At 47.5% G+C, this 15,731-nt stretch carries 14 protein-coding genes and 1 pseudogene; 10 read left to right on the top strand and 5 right to left on the bottom strand.

All coding sequences use genetic code 11. The features are described from left to right. Positions 1–23 precede the first annotated feature (23 nt). Genes BLU12_RS10175 through BLU12_RS04935 form a run of 4 tightly spaced genes read left to right on the top strand, consistent with a single transcriptional unit; the run spans position 24 to position 3,218 of the window. Positions 24–149 (top strand): hypothetical protein, encoded by a 126-nt coding sequence (locus BLU12_RS10175; RefSeq protein ID WP_268753505.1) that lies wholly within the window; start codon positions 24–26, stop codon positions 147–149. A gap of 17 nt (positions 150–166) precedes the next feature. After that, positions 167–1,180, top strand: coding sequence for a M20/M25/M40 family metallo-hydrolase (locus tag BLU12_RS04945; protein ID WP_091461000.1), 1,014 nt, complete (start codon positions 167–169; stop codon positions 1,178–1,180). An 8-nt stretch (positions 1,181–1,188) separates the two neighbouring features. Next, positions 1,189–2,217, top strand: a complete 1,029-nt coding sequence (locus tag BLU12_RS04940) for a M42 family metallopeptidase (RefSeq protein ID WP_234945471.1) — start codon at positions 1,189–1,191, stop codon at positions 2,215–2,217. Then, positions 2,214–3,218, top strand: a complete 1,005-nt coding sequence (locus BLU12_RS04935; RefSeq protein WP_091460997.1) for a M42 family metallopeptidase — start codon at positions 2,214–2,216, stop codon at positions 3,216–3,218. The genes BLU12_RS04940 and BLU12_RS04935 overlap by 4 nt, the downstream gene beginning before the upstream one ends. Before the next feature lie 46 nt (positions 3,219–3,264). Here the strand turns inward: BLU12_RS04935 and BLU12_RS04930 are convergent, their stop codons facing one another. The 4 genes from BLU12_RS04930 to BLU12_RS04915 form a co-directional block, all read right to left on the bottom strand. Continuing rightward, positions 3,265–4,278: an ABC transporter substrate-binding protein gene (locus tag BLU12_RS04930; RefSeq protein ID WP_091460995.1), complete on the bottom strand. Its 1,014-nt coding sequence runs from the start codon at positions 4,276–4,278 to the stop codon at positions 3,265–3,267. Positions 4,279–4,499: 221 nt separating this feature from the next. Beyond that, on the bottom strand, positions 4,500–6,284 hold the full coding sequence (locus BLU12_RS04925) for a choline/carnitine O-acyltransferase (protein ID WP_159428504.1): 1,785 nt from the start codon (positions 6,282–6,284) through the stop codon (positions 4,500–4,502). 16 nt (positions 6,285–6,300) lie between these two features. After that, a complete protein-coding gene (locus BLU12_RS04920) occupies positions 6,301–7,323 on the bottom strand; it encodes an ABC transporter substrate-binding protein (RefSeq protein WP_091461220.1) in 1,023 nt (340 codons plus the stop codon). A gap of 769 nt (positions 7,324–8,092) precedes the next feature. Beyond that, a complete protein-coding gene (locus BLU12_RS04915) occupies positions 8,093–9,901 on the bottom strand; it encodes a hypothetical protein (RefSeq protein WP_091460992.1) in 1,809 nt (602 codons plus the stop codon). A 273-nt stretch (positions 9,902–10,174) separates the two neighbouring features. Between BLU12_RS04915 and BLU12_RS04910 the strand changes: the two genes are divergently transcribed. The 5 genes from BLU12_RS04910 to BLU12_RS04890 are packed head-to-tail and all read left to right on the top strand — an operon-like array spanning position 10,175 to position 14,789. Continuing rightward, the gene (locus BLU12_RS04910) at positions 10,175–11,260 is read left to right on the top strand and encodes an ABC transporter substrate-binding protein (RefSeq protein ID WP_234945470.1); all 1,086 of its coding nucleotides are present in this window, start codon (positions 10,175–10,177) and stop codon (positions 11,258–11,260) included. Positions 11,261–11,265: 5 nt separating this feature from the next. Further along, entirely contained in the window at positions 11,266–12,090 is an 825-nt protein-coding gene (locus BLU12_RS04905) for an alkaline phosphatase family protein (protein WP_091460990.1), read from the top strand. Continuing rightward, on the top strand, positions 12,087–12,950 hold the full coding sequence (locus tag BLU12_RS04900; RefSeq protein WP_091460988.1) for an ABC transporter permease: 864 nt from the start codon (positions 12,087–12,089) through the stop codon (positions 12,948–12,950). The genes BLU12_RS04905 and BLU12_RS04900 overlap by 4 nt, the downstream gene beginning before the upstream one ends. Further along, complete coding sequence (locus BLU12_RS04895) at positions 12,947–13,783, top strand: ABC transporter permease (protein WP_091460987.1); 837 nt, start codon at positions 12,947–12,949, stop codon at positions 13,781–13,783. Before BLU12_RS04900 ends, BLU12_RS04895 begins: the two co-directional genes overlap by 4 nt. Further along, positions 13,761–14,789 (top strand): ABC transporter ATP-binding protein, encoded by a 1,029-nt coding sequence (locus BLU12_RS04890; RefSeq protein WP_091460985.1) that lies wholly within the window; start codon positions 13,761–13,763, stop codon positions 14,787–14,789. The genes BLU12_RS04895 and BLU12_RS04890 overlap by 23 nt, the downstream gene beginning before the upstream one ends. Positions 14,790–14,794: 5 nt before the next feature. Here the strand turns inward: BLU12_RS04890 and BLU12_RS04885 are convergent, their stop codons facing one another. Continuing rightward, positions 14,795–15,190 carry an ImmA/IrrE family metallo-endopeptidase gene (locus tag BLU12_RS04885; RefSeq protein WP_091461216.1) on the bottom strand — a complete coding sequence of 132 codons (396 nt, stop codon included), beginning with the start codon at positions 15,188–15,190 and terminating at the stop codon, positions 14,795–14,797. A 325-nt stretch (positions 15,191–15,515) separates the two neighbouring features. Between BLU12_RS04885 and BLU12_RS04880 the strand changes: the two are divergent. Continuing rightward, positions 15,516–15,731, top strand: a pseudogene (locus BLU12_RS04880) (ISLre2 family transposase); the annotation flags it as partial.

Below are 15,731 nucleotides of genomic sequence, written 5' to 3'. Positions count from 1 at the left end.
AAGTGCCGGAATTGCCGGGTTGCATGGCCGATGACGAAACATATGATGAGGCTGTAAAAGCTTTTGTTGTGATCAAGGAATGGATAGAAACTGCAAAGCAACTTGGCAGGGAGATTCCTGAACCTAAACCCAAGCTGCTTTATGTATAGCTACGACCAAAGGAGTGATGTCATTGGATACGGTTTCTTTGCTTAAATGTCTTTCAAGCGCTGACAGTCCCTCGGGCTATGAGGACGAAGTCCTGAAGGTCATCGAAGAAAACATCAAACCCTACGTCGATTCCGTAAGAAAGCACAGGATGAACGCTCTTATAGCCGCTAAAAAGGGACAAAACGGCAAAAAACTTGGGATATTTGCCCATGCTGATGAGATAGGGTTCGTCGTCGCAAAGCTTGAAGAAAGAGGTTTTTTGAGGGTCGAACCAATCGGTGGCATAGATCCGAAGGTAGTCATCTCTCAAAGGATAAAGATATTCACCAAGCAAGGTGTCGTCACAGGAGTTGTGGGCTTTCTTCCTCCTCACCTCCAAAAAGATGATCAAAAAGATAAGGTCCCCGATTACAACGACATTTACGTCGATGTATCCTGCGGCCCCTTAGGCGAAGCCGTAAGCGTAGGAGACATTTGCGTCATCGAAGGAAGGTGTGCCTCTTTAGGCGATAAACTTTCCGGTAAGGCATTGGACAACAGAGCAAGCTGTGCTGCCCTAATCTTGGCTGCACGCGAGCTTGAGACGATAAAAAACAGGGCTGACGTTTATTTCATCTTTTCAAGCCAGGAGGAGATCGCAGGTCCGGGGGCGGTCTCCGTCGCGTACGAGCTTGGGTTGGACGAGGCCATAGTGATAGACGTCACCCACGGCAACGAGCGTATCCCGCAGATGCCCCCGATTAAGATCTCGGAAGGTCCCGTATTGGCAGTCGGGCCCGTCATAAACAGGGAGTTTTACAAGGCCTTATGTGATGTGGCAAAACGTCACGGCGTAAGGACGCAGATCGAGCCCACGCCCGGGAGATCTCATACCGACACGGACGAGGTACAGCTTACGAGGTCGGGCATAAAGACGGCGCTGGTCTCCATACCGCTCATGTACATGCACACGCCCGTAGAATTGGTCGACCCCAGCGACGTGGAAGAAACGGCACGCCTGCTGGCATTGGCAAGCACCGTAAACCTTTAATGAAAGGGGTGAAGGCGTTGTACTTAAAGGAATTATCCGAACTTGACGGCGTCTCTGGAGATGAAGGACGCATCAGAAAGTTTATAGAAGAAAAGATTAAAGACAAGGTGGACAGCTTAAAAGTCGACGTCATGGGCAACTTGATCGCCTTCAAGAAGGGGACCAGGTCAAACAGAAAGTTCGTCCTGGCTGCCCACATGGACGAGGTCGGCTTCATGGTGACAAACATTGAGGATGACGGAACGCTGTCCTTTGCCCCCGTAGGGGGCGTCGATCCCCGGGTCGTCGTTGGAAAACACGTCAGGATCAAAGGAGAGCTGCCCGGAGTTATCGGTTACAAGGCCATACACCTTCAAAAGAAAGACGAGCTGCTGGCATCACCCAAATTCGAAAACCTTCGCATACATATAGGTGCAAGGTCAAAGGAAGAAGCCTCACGTAAAATAGAATTAGGAGACTACATCTCATTTGCGACGGATTTCAGGCAAGAACATTCCAGGGCTACGGGCAAGGCCTTCGACGACAGGGCAGGTTGCGCCGTCTTGATGGAGGTAATAGAACAGGAACAACGTTACGAGGACGACCTGTACCTTGCCTTCCTGGTCCAGGAAGAGACGGGCCTTCGGGGAAGCGCGGTATTATTTGAACAGCTTCAACCCAATATAGCCTTGGTGATCGAGGGAACCACGGCAGGAGACGATCCCGGCCTTCCGGAACATCAGTGGGCAACTCACCTGGGAGACGGCCCCGCCGTTACCTTCATGCACAGAGGCTACGTGGTAAATAAAAAGATCTACAAATCCATACTGCAGGTCGCCCAAAAATACGACATCAAGCATCAATATAAAAGGAGGACCGCGGGCGGAACGGACGCTGCGCGCTTGGCAAAAACCGGTGGAGGAGTACCGGCTGGGGTAATCTCCGTTCCTGCTCGATATATTCATAGCCCTTTGTCCATGATCGACCTGGGAGATTTTGAAAACACGGTCAAACTGGTCAGCAAAATCTTAGAAGAAGGAGAGGGTTTTGCAAGATGATAGATTTAATCAAAGAACTGACAGAAAGTTACGGCCCAAGCGGTAGGGAAGAGGAGGTCCAAAAAGTCGTCCTTAAACACCTTGAAGGCCACATAGACGGACACAAGTTCGATTCCCTGGGCAATTTGCTCGTCTGGAAAAGGGGAAGAGACAACAAAGAGGTGCTTTTAGACGCCCATATAGACGAAATCGGGCTTGTGGTAACGAATATAGACGACAAGGGATTCCTCAGGGTGGAGCCCGTTGGCGGAGTTTCTCCCTATTACTATGTAGGCCAAAGAATAAAGTTCCCCAAAGCCACGGGAGTGGTTTACTACGAAGGCGAGACGCCCGAGGAACAAAAGAAAAATTTATCTAACCTCACCTTTGACAACCTCTTCGTGGACATCGGCGCCGGCGACCGCAGTGAAGCCGAAAAATTGGTCTCAATCGGTACGTTTGGCGTCTACGATTCCTATTTTTACAAAAACGGCAATTACCTAACATCGAAATCCATGGACGACAGGGTGGGCTGTGCCGTTTTAGTCGAGGTCTTCAAGAATTTAAAACACCACAGACACACGGTCATAGGCTCTTTTTCCGTTCAGGAGGAAATTGGGCTCGTCGGAGCCTTTGTATCGGCATACAGTTTTTCACCTCAAATTTGCATAGCCGTTGATGTCACCGATTCGGCCGATCATCCCAAAGGTCTTAAAAGGCACGCCATGGCGTTGGGAAAAGGCCCTGCCATAAAGATCAAGGACAAGATGTCCATAAGCCACAGGAAGGTCGTCGAACTGCTGGAGCAGGCAGCACAAAAGGCAGGCGTACCTTACCAAAAGGAAGTTTTGACCTTTGGCGGCACTAACGCTGCCGCACTTCAAAGGACGAAGGAAGGTATCCCTTCCGCAACGCTTTCAATACCCACCAGATACGTCCACTCTCCGAGTGAGACGGTGAGCCTAAGCGACGTAGAAGGCGCGGTAAAATTATTGGTAAGCCTTGTAGATTTAAATATCTGACGTTAAAACGCCCCCGATAGACAAAGTCCCATCGGGGGCAGCTTTTTTATATCTTTATTTTTTCCAGAGCCTTTAATACTTTTTCTTTAACTTCGTCGTCGGGTATCCATTTCGTCCATAGGTCTTTGTATTCCTTGAGAAACCATACTGCGGTTGTTTCGACGTTGGCATTATTCTGCTGCATGTACGCCAAGGCTGCGTTGTTTTGCTCCAGAGTGGTCTCGTAATTTGCCAAAAAGCTCAGTATCTCCGTGTTATTCTTGAGAAAATCGGCGTTGATGCCGATGTGGACACGGGCGGCCGGAAATTCGCAGGCATAGCCCGCCTCATCGTTCCACTTTTTTGGATCGTAGGGCGGTTCCTCAAGACGAGTCATATTTAACATTCCCATAATCCATTCGGGTTCCCAGTAGTAGGCGAGAACAGGTTGACCTTTGTTGTACGCCGTTACTATTGCCGTAGCCAGGGAAGTTTGCGAACCCGGACCAAAGGGCTCGAAGGTTTCGGTAAGCCCGTAAGCTTCCAATTTCTTTAAGTTAATATCATGAACCACCCACCCCGGGATTGCGTTGTAGAAGCGTCCCTTATTCGGTTTTTCCGGGTCTTTGAAAAGTTCCCAGTATTTGGGAAGGTCGTAGACCGACCTCAAATCCGGAGCCATAGGTTCGATGCCCCTCTCTTCGTCGCCTTCGATGACGAAGGTGGGCACGTACCAACCCTGAGGCGAGTCAGGAAAAACAGGACCAAGGTCGATGACTTTTTTATCCTTTCCTACAGCTTTATTGTACCAATCTAAGACGTTATCGACCCACATCTCCATGGCTACGTCGATATCCCCACGTGCCAGTCCTGTCAGTCCTGGCACGGATTCGGCGAAAATGTAGTTAGGCTTATAGCCGTATCCGTGTTCCAGGACAAAACCAGCTATTCTGTTGTGCATCTGTACGCTGCTCCAGCTGAAATCTACAAAGGTAACCGTTTTATCCTTTGCCGGCGCTGACCCTGCAATACAAAAAACCGCAATTGAAACAGCGCAAAAAAGTGCGAAAAGTTTTCTCATTTACGCATTCCTCCCTTTGTATTATTTTATTTACTATTTAGCGCCTCGGATTAATGCATCGGGTTTGCAAGAAAATATAAGCAAATCGGTCGGCGATCTCGTAATGGGCATCGCGAAATGGGCACTACGAAAATTTTATGAACTTTGGGAAATCGAAAGGCTAAAATTACAGAAGCAAGCACTATAGTAAGTTTTATATTACCAAAATTTTTACGTGCTTGTCAAAGAAACTTACGTTCCGTCGACAGGCCAGCACAGCGGCGCATATCCTTCAATGCCTTCGGAAGTTTTTCGATGAAGCGCCTTCTAGAATCATCAAAATCATCGAGGCTCGTAACGCAAAAGACTAAACAGTCAGGCCTTTTGATGTACCTTACGGCAATGCCGTCTTCCTGGGCCGGGCCGTAGCCTGCAGAAACCAACCCTTCGCCCGAGGTAGTGGATGATGTTATCCCGATATCCTGCAGCACCTTCCAGGCAGGGCATTCGTATATTTTTGGCTTTTCGACTAACGCTCTCTTACCCACCTTTCCCTCGGCGATAGCCTCAAGAAGTCCCAGATGACCCTCCAGGCCTTTGCCGTCCATGCACAGCCTGGCACGAAAGCTGTGAGCTTTTATGGCTTTTAGCATGGCTGCATTGCGCGCTCTGTCGCTTGCAGAAGGATCGTCGATAAGCCTAAGGAAAGCCCCAGTCCAGGAATTAAATGGCCTCATTCCCTCCGTTCGTCCTTTCCAGAATTGCCTGAGCATAACCGATTCAAAAGTAGTTTTTACATGCCCCCAGGCTCTTTTTTGCGAAAGAAAAAGAGCAGTTTGGACAAAGCCGTCGGGACTCAACTTAAGCCTTTTAATTTCTTCCTTCCCGAAATCTTTGAAGTTAATTACGCTCAATTTCAACTTAGAAAATGCTTTTTCTGCTTCTTTTTGAGCTTTCAACGATATATCTTTGACATAATCCCTTTCCGGTATGTCCACTTCTATCGGGGAAGGAGCGGCCCCTGTTTTGAGCCTTAAGGTCGCAATCTCTTCATTTAAGAATTTGACGAAACGACCCATGGGCGTGCCGTCCCTCTGGGAGTGCTCGAAGTTTATGCCTATTCGGCCCTTGCCCAAGGCTACCACCTGCAACGACTTGTCAAACCACCTGCTTTCAGGGGGCCCCAGAAGAACGCTTAAAGATAGCTCTTCTAGCGTCATTTCCCTCGGTTCATCTAGGCAGAGCACAAAAAGGCTTTTTTCTATTGCTTCGATAGCTCTTGCGACCTCTTTGCATTGTATAAGTTTATCGCGGATTTCGGCCCACTTCGATCGAGGTAAGGAGGTAAGCTCCGATAGAGGCACTCTTGCAGGTCGCCTGGATTGCTCCATAATGATTCGAAAATTGCGAGCAAGACCTTCGCTCGGCACGATATTTTCGCCCTCCAAGACTTTTTGAAGGAAAATATGGCCGTTACAAAGGACGGCTATATAGTCGGTATCGCTTTTCAGATTTCGATCCATATCCTTTCCGGGGATGCGTGTAACGCCGAAGATTAAGTCGTATTGTTCCATTGAAAGAAGGCGGCCATTCCAACGGTCGGGTTTTAGGTCTCCCTTTTTTATTTTCAGGTGAAATTTAAGGGCAGCCTCCACCGCCATCGCTGAAAGCTCAACATTATCGATTTTAAGCTTTTCTCCTTCGATTTCCAGCACATAGAAGGGATTGCAGTTAGCGGGAAGGGGATGTCTGTTGGAGAGGTACCAATTTTCCCAGTAGGGCATCCACTTTAAAACGTCCCTTTGCTCAGGATAAATTCTGTCAAGTTCGCCCTGAAGGAGATGTCCCTCTCCGCTGGACGACAAAAAACCCTCGACAGCCCGCATGCTTTCGCGGTAAAGATCTGCAGAAAGCAGAGGGCGCGCCCATTCGAGGAGCCGACTGCAAGTCCTTTCCAGGGGAGAAAAGGATAAAATGGGTATTTCCCGTGAATGTGCTATCACGACCGATTCACATTTAGTTATCAATTCCCTCGATCCTCCCTTAAATTTGCTCGAGAGATCTGGCGATTTTTTCTTGGACCTTTGGATTTGCTATCCAGGATCTCCACAGTTTCGGATGGGTTTTTAAAAACCATTCGGCAGCATCTTTGGGAGTGACTGCGTTTTTCTTCATATATGCCAGCACTTCGTTGGTAAGTTCCAGAGAAGTTCTGTAGCGTTTGAGCATCTCCTCTATCTCGGGATTTTCTTCGAGAAAATCGCGATTGGCAACTTTCAACACCCTGCACTTGGGCATTTCGCATGCTCCTGTATCGTTCCATACTTTTTCATCGTAGGGCGGTTCTTCGAGCCTCGTCATGTCGTACATTCCAAGAAGGGGGGTAGGCTCCCAGTAGTAAGCCAGAACAGGGTTTCCTCGTTCATAAGCTCCGGCAATAGCCGAAGCCAGGGCTGCTGCAGAGCCGGTATAGAAGTTTCGATAGGTTTTATCCAGTCCGTAGGCTTTGAGGCGTTTTTCATTTATGACGCTTATTATCCAACCCGAAGGGCCGTTGTTGAAGCGTCCCTTTGTTTTGAGCTCGGGATCTTTGAAAAGCTCCCAATACTTGGGCAGATCTGAGACGGATTTGAGATCCGAAGCCATGGGCTTGATGCCCCTCTCTTCATCTCCTTCGATGATGTAAGTTGGAACATACCACCCTTGAGGCGCGTCTGGGTAGTTCTTTCCAAGGCTTATGATCATCCCGCGTTTTTTGGCCTCTTCCCAGTAGGAAGCTGCGTTGTCAACCCAGGCCTCCATTGCTATCTGAATATCGCCCCTCTCCAGTCCCATAAAGCCTGGCACTTCCTCGACAAGCATGTATTCGACTTCACGACCCCAACCATGTCTAATCAGATAACCGGCTATCCTATTGTGTACTTGAACGCTCTCCCAACTGAAATCGGCAAAGGTTATTTTTCCGTTGCCGTTTCGAGCAAAACATTTCTCGGCTCCTGCTGCTGCGACAGTAAAAACAAAAACTAACCCCAATATCAAATACAATGTTTTTTTCGATAAACTCATCCTAAAACCCCTTTCTTCACGTTTTTTTCTTTCATATTCTAGTTGCAGCACACCATTAAATGCATACAAAAGCCTTCTGTAAATGCAACAAACACCTCCTTGTATGTCTACCATATGTAAATGAAAAAAATATATAAAACTTAATATAATCTATATAATATGGCTTGTGTTGTTTTTGATAATCTATATATTCGTTAAAAGAGATGTATATGAAATAATAGCGATATATATGTGAACTTTTAATGAAATATTAATTGTTCCTTCCGACGAACGACTTTACAAACTCGACGGCCAAAGCAAAGATTTCTCAACATAAATTTGCCGAAAACAGAAATCAGCAAACCTATACGATCTGCTTGCAATTCTTGACTTACACCAAGGCAACAGCTTTGGTTTTTAAGATATGCAATTATAATACAGGTTTTGTAATAGATTCTGATTTAAATATTATAACACAGGACATAAAGATTCAGCCATGAGACGATGTATGTAAATAATTCCCAGAAAAAACTTTCCGGCAGCCAACAACAAATGGTGGTTCATACAAGGTCGTCGGCGCCTTTCTCAAAGGGAATATACTGTGCTATCGGGTTAGATCGAAAGATTGCATTCTACTTGTGCTGTGTTCTAAATTATGACATGGGTGGATCATTGGCCCCTACGACAAAAATGGCCTGACAGCTTATGCAATAATTAGTTGCCAGGCCATCTTACTTCAATGATTTATAACGTCGCACTATAAATGTTCAGATTGCAGCAGTTGGTAAGATCATTTTCTTATCGTATTCTTCAGCAAGCGCCCGTCTTCAAAGGCTACATAAACCTCAAACTTTTCCGGTGCGACGCCGAAATTACCGTTGTCAGCCAGCCAGAGGTGCAGTTGCGTGTCTCCTTCGACCTCCATATTGAAAGACCCGTCCGTGTTAGACAGTATTCCCCCTGACGCCGCTCGGGTGACTACTATATTCCATACGCCGTTTCCCGGAATGGTGTCCCATGTTCCGCTTTTGCCATCTTTTGCCTTAACGGTAATGCTTTCTATGGTTCCTTTAATATTAATGAGCTTGAGTAGCACGTGAGCGTCGGGATTCGCGTCCGCCGAGGCAAGAAGAGAGGAAACCTCTGCCTTCTTTAGGTAGTTCATAGGCCCCTTGCCGCGATAAGTAGCGCGAATTTTGTCAGAAACTTGAGCTCTGTCCGAAGGCATCCCGGCCTTTGAAACCTCTTTGCCTTCTTTGGCGCGCACTACATCCTTTTCCAAGATGCTTCCGTCGCTCATGACCACTAGGACTTTGTATTTAACGTCGCCTTCCGTAATAGTTCCATTATCCGTTAGCCATAGATCAAATTCCTTTTTTCCGGAAACATTCAAAGAAATTGAGCCGTTGCTTTCGTTTAAGACGTTTCCCAAAGAGTCCGTCACCGCTACCAGCCATTTTCCATTTCCTGATATCGTATCCCACTCCGAGGCTCCGTCATTTCCACGAACTATGAAGTTGATGATCCTTCCCTCGGCTATCATTTCAAGGGCGATCTTCCAGTCGGGTTTTCCGTCTCCCCTCAAAGCCTCGCTTCTGGAGGTGAGATCTCCTCTTGTAGGCTCAATCAAAACTGCAGAGAGGATGCCTTTGTCGACGGCCGTTTTTGCAACCTCCTGACGTTCGGCTACCTTGCGCAAGACCGTGCCGTCATTGAACTTAACGATCACTTCATATCGCGTAGCGCCTGCTGCAATGGAGCCGTTGTCAGCGACCCAAAGGTCTAACGTCGTATCGCCCTCTACGGCAAATTTTACGCTTCCATCCTCCCTGTTTCGCAACTTGCCGTCGGTATAGACCGCTATGGCCCATGTTCCGTTGCCGGGGACGGTATCCCACGCCGAAGATGTGCCGTCCACGTTTCGTATCGAAATCTCTTCAACTACGGATACGGTGTTGAATCGGGTCTTAAAGTGAGCGTCCCTTACGCCGTCTCGATTGATCTTCTCCGATTTACCCACGACGTCTTTGTCTCCAATCCCCAACAAGACCGCCGATAGTTCTTCGGACTCGGGCAATTCGACCTTTTCAACCTCTTCAGGCTTAAAGATATCGGGCATTCCCGGAACGGTTGTCTTAGCAGTCACAGCACTGCCGTCCATGAACGACACAGACACTTCGTATTCACGTTTTTCCGAAAAGGCAGTGCCATCATCGGCAACGTAAAGATGAAGGGTAAGAAAGGCGAAAAAAGGTTTGGTCGAAAATGATCCTGAGGCAGTAGTTACATCCTCTCCGTTGCCGTCTCGTACGATCATTCCCCATTTTTCGTTGCCGGGAATCGTGTCCCATGCCCTATCCGTTCCCAGAGCCTTAAGTTCTACGCCCGTGATAGCTCCAACACCTCTGAGGGAAACGACGAAATGAGCATCTGGTTTGCCGTCCGGTTTAAGGGTCTCTTTCATCCCAAGAAGGTCCGTTTCGGTGCCCTTAAAGGTAAAGCTTTGTATTTCCCCCATGGCAGCGATGGCAGGATTTGCAAACAGCACAACAACAAAGGCTGCAAAAAGCAAATAGGCTGCCTTCATCCCGAATTTCATATGATATCCCCCCTTTTTTTTAATATATTGTATTGTCATAGGAATATATAAATATTATAGCATATGGCGATCATAGAGGAGTATTACATGCTTTCAACAATCGCTTCAAGTTGCATTCCATACTTTATGTTAAAAGTATTCTTTGCATTCATAGACCAGCCGTTGCGAAGATAAACAGTTACATCCTTGTTACCAAATACAAACAGTGCCGTAACATGCGCATCTTATACTTATTTCGGAAACACAAATTTGGTTTCAGGGGAGGTAGGTTCGGTGAAAAAAGCAGTTAGGGCAAGAAGGATTTTACTAAGTATGATTGTTTGTATGATATTTGCCATTCTTGTTATGCCTGCCACACCTTCAAATGCTCAGCAACTTAGCCTGAAGGAAATAGAGGAGCGCGCAAGGCAGGAGGGCATGATCGTAAGCGTTGGCATGCCCGATGCTTGGGCTAACTGGAAGGATACGTGGCGCGATCTGGAGGTCAAATACGGCCTGAAGCATATTGACACCGATATGTCGAGCGCTGAGGAAATAGCCAAGTTCGAGGCGGAAAAGAATAACCCTACAGCTGACATAGGAGACGTGGGCATGGCCTTTGGGCCGGTTGCAGTCGAACGGAAAGTTACACAGCCCTTTAAGACGTCCTACTGGGATGAAATACCAGATTGGGCCAAAGACAAAGAAGGGCACTGGATAGTAGGATATCTCGGCACTATGGCCGTTATAACGGACAAGTCCCAGGTTAAAAATCTGCCCAGGTCTTTCGAGGACATTAAAAATGGAGATTACAAAGTCGCCATCGGGGATGTGACTAAGGCTGCCCAGGCTCAGATGGCGGTGCTTGCCACAGCGATTGCTCTTGGCGGAGACGAGAGCAATATTAAGCCTGCAATAGACTTTTTTGCGGCGCTTGCCAAACAGGGACGGTTATTGCTGACCGATGTATTGCCGGCCAATTTCGAAAAGGGAGAGATACCCGTGGGATTTCTGTGGGATTTCAACGCCTTGGGTTATCGGGACCAAATAGACCCCGATCGGTTTGAGGTCAGCATCCCCAAAGAAGGAAGCGTAGTGAGCGGTTACGCCACTATAATCAACAAATACGCCCCCCATCCTCATGCAGCCATGCTCACCAGGGAATACATCTTAAGCGATGCCGGGCAGATCAACCTTGCAAAGGGTTATGCACGTCCGATAAGAAGCAGCGTAAAACTTCCCGAGGAAGTGGCAAAAAAGATGATTCCTATGGAACAATACGCAAATGCAAGGCCGATTAAAGACTTCAAGGCCTGGGAAAACACTGCAAAAATGCTGCCTCAAATCTGGCAGGAACAAGTGTTGGTGTATCTTAGATAGTTGCCATGAATAAGGTAATTCTCGTAATAATAGACGGACTCAGGTGCGATGTGGCCTTTAAGGAAATGCGCTATATGGTCCGTTTGACCGGGGAAGGCTTGGCAGCCAGATTTGCCCTAAAGGCTGAACTGCCAAGCCTTTCCAAACCCTTATACGAGACGCTGCTTACGGGGATTCCTCCCTATATAAGCGGCGTGACCTCTAACGAATTTAAAGGAAGGTCGAGTCAAAAAAGCCTATTTCATCTGACCAGGGAAAAAGGGTTCATCAACGCAGCAGCTGCTTATTACTGGATCAGCGAGCTTTACAACTGCTATCCCTTCGATCTGCCGCTTCACCGCGAACAGGAGAAGGAGGATATGCCAATTCAATTCGGGAGGTTCTACTTCGAGGACGACTATCCCGATTCTCACCTCTTTGTCGATGGTGAAATACTTCGAAGAAAGCATAAGCCCGACTTTTTGCTGATACATCCCATGGGGGTCGATTACTTCGGTCATCTCTACGGAGGTTCATCAAGAGAGTATGCCAAAAAGACGTCAGAAATGGATGGGCTTTTAAGTAAGTACATCCCCCTGTGGCTGGACGACTGCTATCAGGTGATCGTGACGGCCGATCACGGGATGGACGACTTCGGAAACCACGGAGGAGAAAGCAGCGAGGAGCGGGACGTGCCTCTGTTTCTCGTTGGAGACCGATTCACGTCGGTATGCTACGAACCTCCTTCGCAGCTTGGGATAGCGCCCTTAATCTGTAGGCTGCTTGAGATAAATCCGTCTGAGGCAATGAACTCTATTACATCGCCGGCATCCTCGGGGGGATTATCGTGAGGGCAAAGTGGGCGCATATCAGCAAAAACCTCTGGCTTGCAGGCGCGCTTTTTCCATTGGCAGTAATGATCTTCGGATTCGAGCTGCTGCCAATTATGGGGATGCTCCTTGACAGCTTTAGGACGGACGACAGTAATGTTTGGACCTTGGGACAATATATCACCGCTTTAAAAAATCCATACTATCTGGTCGCCATCAAAAACAGCCTGCTCATATCGCTTCTTTCAAGTTGCATTGCAATAGTCATGGCAGCCTTCGTCGCTTATTTCATAACGCGTCTTAAGCCGAAATCCCAGGAGGCGGTATTAACTTACGTAAACCTCACGGCAAATTTCGCAGGCGTCCCCCTTGCCTTTGCCTACATAATCATGCTCGGCAACAGTGGTCTTTTTACGATCCTATTCCAAAGATGGGGGTTGGATATATTTTCAGAATTCAATCTTTACAGCTGGAGTGGCTTGGTCCTGGTTTACGTTTATTTTCAGCTGCCCTTGGCCATACTTTTGCTTTATCCGATCTACTTTGAGATAAAAGAGCAGTGGCGGGAGGCTGCACATCTGCTTGGGGCTTCAGATATGCAGTTCTGGCTTCAGGTTGGCCTTCCCGTCATTATGCCGGGGCTCGTCGGGACTTTTAGCATTCTCTTTGCCAACGCCATGGGAGCCTATGCCACGGCCTACGCCTTGGTCGGAAGCAATTACAACCTCCTTTCCGTCAGGATTGGCGCGCTGATATCGGGAGATGTGTACGCACGCCCTCATCTTGCAAGCGCGCTGGCCATGCTTCTCGCCTTAAGCCTCATCGCGGCCATGCTTACAAACGAATACATGATGAGGCGGATCAGGAGGGATTTAAAGTGAAGGAAAAGAGGGCACTTCATCGCTTCGTCATAACTTTGATGTTTCTTTATTTGTTCATGCCTTTGATAGCAACCTTCCTATATTCGATTGCCACCGACTGGTACGATACTGTCCTGCCCAAGGGGTTGACTCTCTCTTGGTATGTGAAGCTTTTCCAGGATGTACGTTTCGTAGCGGCTTTGGGGCGAACGCTTTTTGCCTGCTCCGTCGCGGTAGGTTTAAACATTGCCGTGATGGTGGTATCGCTTTTCATCGTCTCTCTGTATATTCCAAAGTTAGAGCGGTTTCTTCAGGCTTTCGCCATGCTTCCCTACGCCATACCTGGAGTGATTGGTGCCATAGGGCTGATCAAGGTCTATTCCTCCGGACCTTTGGCAATTTCCGGGACAGTTTGGTTATTGATAGGAGCCTACTTCGTCGTCATACTTCCCTATACATATCAAGGAACGCGAAACAGCATGAGGACGGTAGACCTTCCTCAACTCGTCAGCGCGGCCGAGCTTTTGGGTGCTTCCAAGCCTAAAGCCTTCTTTAAAGTTGTACTGCCGAACATACTTCCCGGGGTTATGGTATCAGCCCTGCTTTCTTTCTCCGTGCTTTTCGGCGAGTTCGTTTTGACAAACCTCTTGGTAGGCGGATACTACGAAACCGTTCAGATATACCTAATGAGGCGAATGAGAGAAAGCGGCCATTTGTCCAGTGCCGTCGTGATAAGTTACTACCTTTTCGTCTTCTGCCTTTCATGGATCGCGTTAAAGCTGGGCCAAAACTTTAAAAACGGCAATTTTGATAACTTAAGGGGGAAGAAATATGAGTTACCTCATTATAGATAAAGTTACAAAGAAGTTCGATGGTACGGTGGTATTGAATGAAATAAGCCTCGCCGTCGAAAGAGGAGAGCTGGTAACACTGCTGGGGCCTTCGGGCTGCGGAAAGAGCACGTTGCTTCGCTGCATCGCCGGGTTAAATGAGGTCGATGGCGGTCGCATACTTTTAAACGACAGGGATATCACCAACCTTGCACCGAGAAAGAGAGGAGTGGGAATGGTATTTCAGTCCTACGCTCTTTTTCCGAACATGACCGTCTACGAAAATGTAGCATTTGGGCTAAAAATGCAGGGCCTTAAAGGCAACTATATTGCAGCAAGAGTTAGGGATATGGTCAACCTCGTGGGGTTGTCCGGCAAAGAAAAATCTTATCCAAGAGAGCTTTCCGGCGGCCAGCAACAGAGGGTAGCCCTCGCTAGGTCAATGATCGTGGAGCCTGACGTGCTGCTTCTTGACGAGCCCTTCAACGCACTGGACGCCAAGATAAGAAAGATGCTTCAGATGGAGCTTAAAAATATACAGAAAAAGTCCGGTATGACCATGATCTTCGTCACCCATGACCAGGAAGAGGCTTTGACGATTTCAGACAGGATATTCGTGATAAACGAAGGCAGGGTAGCGCAATCCGGCAAACCTTTGGAAATATACAGCCAGCCCGCAAGCGAGTTCGTGGCGAGGTTCATAGGAAACTTCAACGTCCTTAAAGGGGAGGAATTTGAACGGCTCGTGGGAGAACCCCTTTTCTCCGGCAAGAGCTTAGCTATAAGGCCGGAGGTGATCAAGCTTTCCTTGAATGGCGAAAACGGAAAAGGCCATAATGGCTCCTGGCGAATTAAGGGTAAAGTCGTCGGCGTTTTTCTTAAAGGGAATATACTGCGCTTTCGGGTTAGATCTAAAGATTGCATTCTAGACGTAGACGTCTTAAATAACAGCCTGGACTGCAGTTTAAATTACGATACATCGGTAGATCTTGTTATTCCAAAGGACGAAGTAAAGGTGCTTAACCTATAAAATATTTATTTAGGCCAGGGATCTCTGAGGCGCCTTTTTGCCCACTGGTCGGCTCTTGCCTCACGCTCATGAATGGTCCTTTGCCAATCTTCCTTGGTTCGTATGTCCTTAGGGATACTTTCTCTGTCATGTCCTAGCTTCAAATGAGCTATCTCATGAAGGAGGAGGAACCTGAAAAGCTCGCCCGGCGCAATGTCGCGGTTTCCCCAACGGCTGTAGTAATCTTCAGGATCGAAGCTTTGAAGCATCTCCACCCAGGCTTCGCCATCGGAAGTTATGGTTACCCGAGCGAACATATCGGCGCCAAGATATTCTCTAAAAACCAGTTTCACGCCCCAGCTTTGAGCTAGTGCTTCAAGCCATGCCCTTTCTTCCTCATGGACCATAATCGTATCTTTCATATCATCCACTGCCTTGTTGTTATCGTAACATAATTTAATATAACGCAAACCTCACGGCAAGTCACCTTATTCATGCGCATTTATCCTAACTATACGATAATCGAATCATTTCCAGAACTTACGCTCTTAAAATACCCTGACGCTTCCGATATATAGTCGCAAAAATAACATCGACGTATCAGGGTGGAAACGAAAAATTCAAGATTAAAGATCCGACCGATCGCGTAAAATATTTGTAGGAGATTTTCAGAGGTAAAAAGAAAGGGACCCCTCCTTTTGGTAGAATCTTTGTAGCACACAAAAACTCATAAAGGAGGGTCCCAACTTGAACAAGGATATTTTACTACAAATAGCAATAAACTTCATCAAGGAGTTGCTTGAATTCTTCGGTGATTCCGAGGTCAGGACATTAGCGGAAATTGAAGACGAAATCTCTCGGATCATGAAGGCCTTCATCCGAGAACTGATAAAGGCTTACTTCGAGCTTGCAGATGAGGCCATATTAAAGGACAAAACATCTCGAAAGGAAAGAGGGTTAGTC

Source organism: Acetomicrobium thermoterrenum DSM 13490, from assembly GCF_900107215.1.
In the GTDB taxonomy this organism is placed as follows: domain Bacteria; phylum Synergistota; class Synergistia; order Synergistales; family Acetomicrobiaceae; genus Acetomicrobium; species Acetomicrobium thermoterrenum.
The sequence above is the reverse complement of the archived record's forward strand: the minus strand, read 5'-3'. Positions and strand labels throughout refer to the sequence as shown.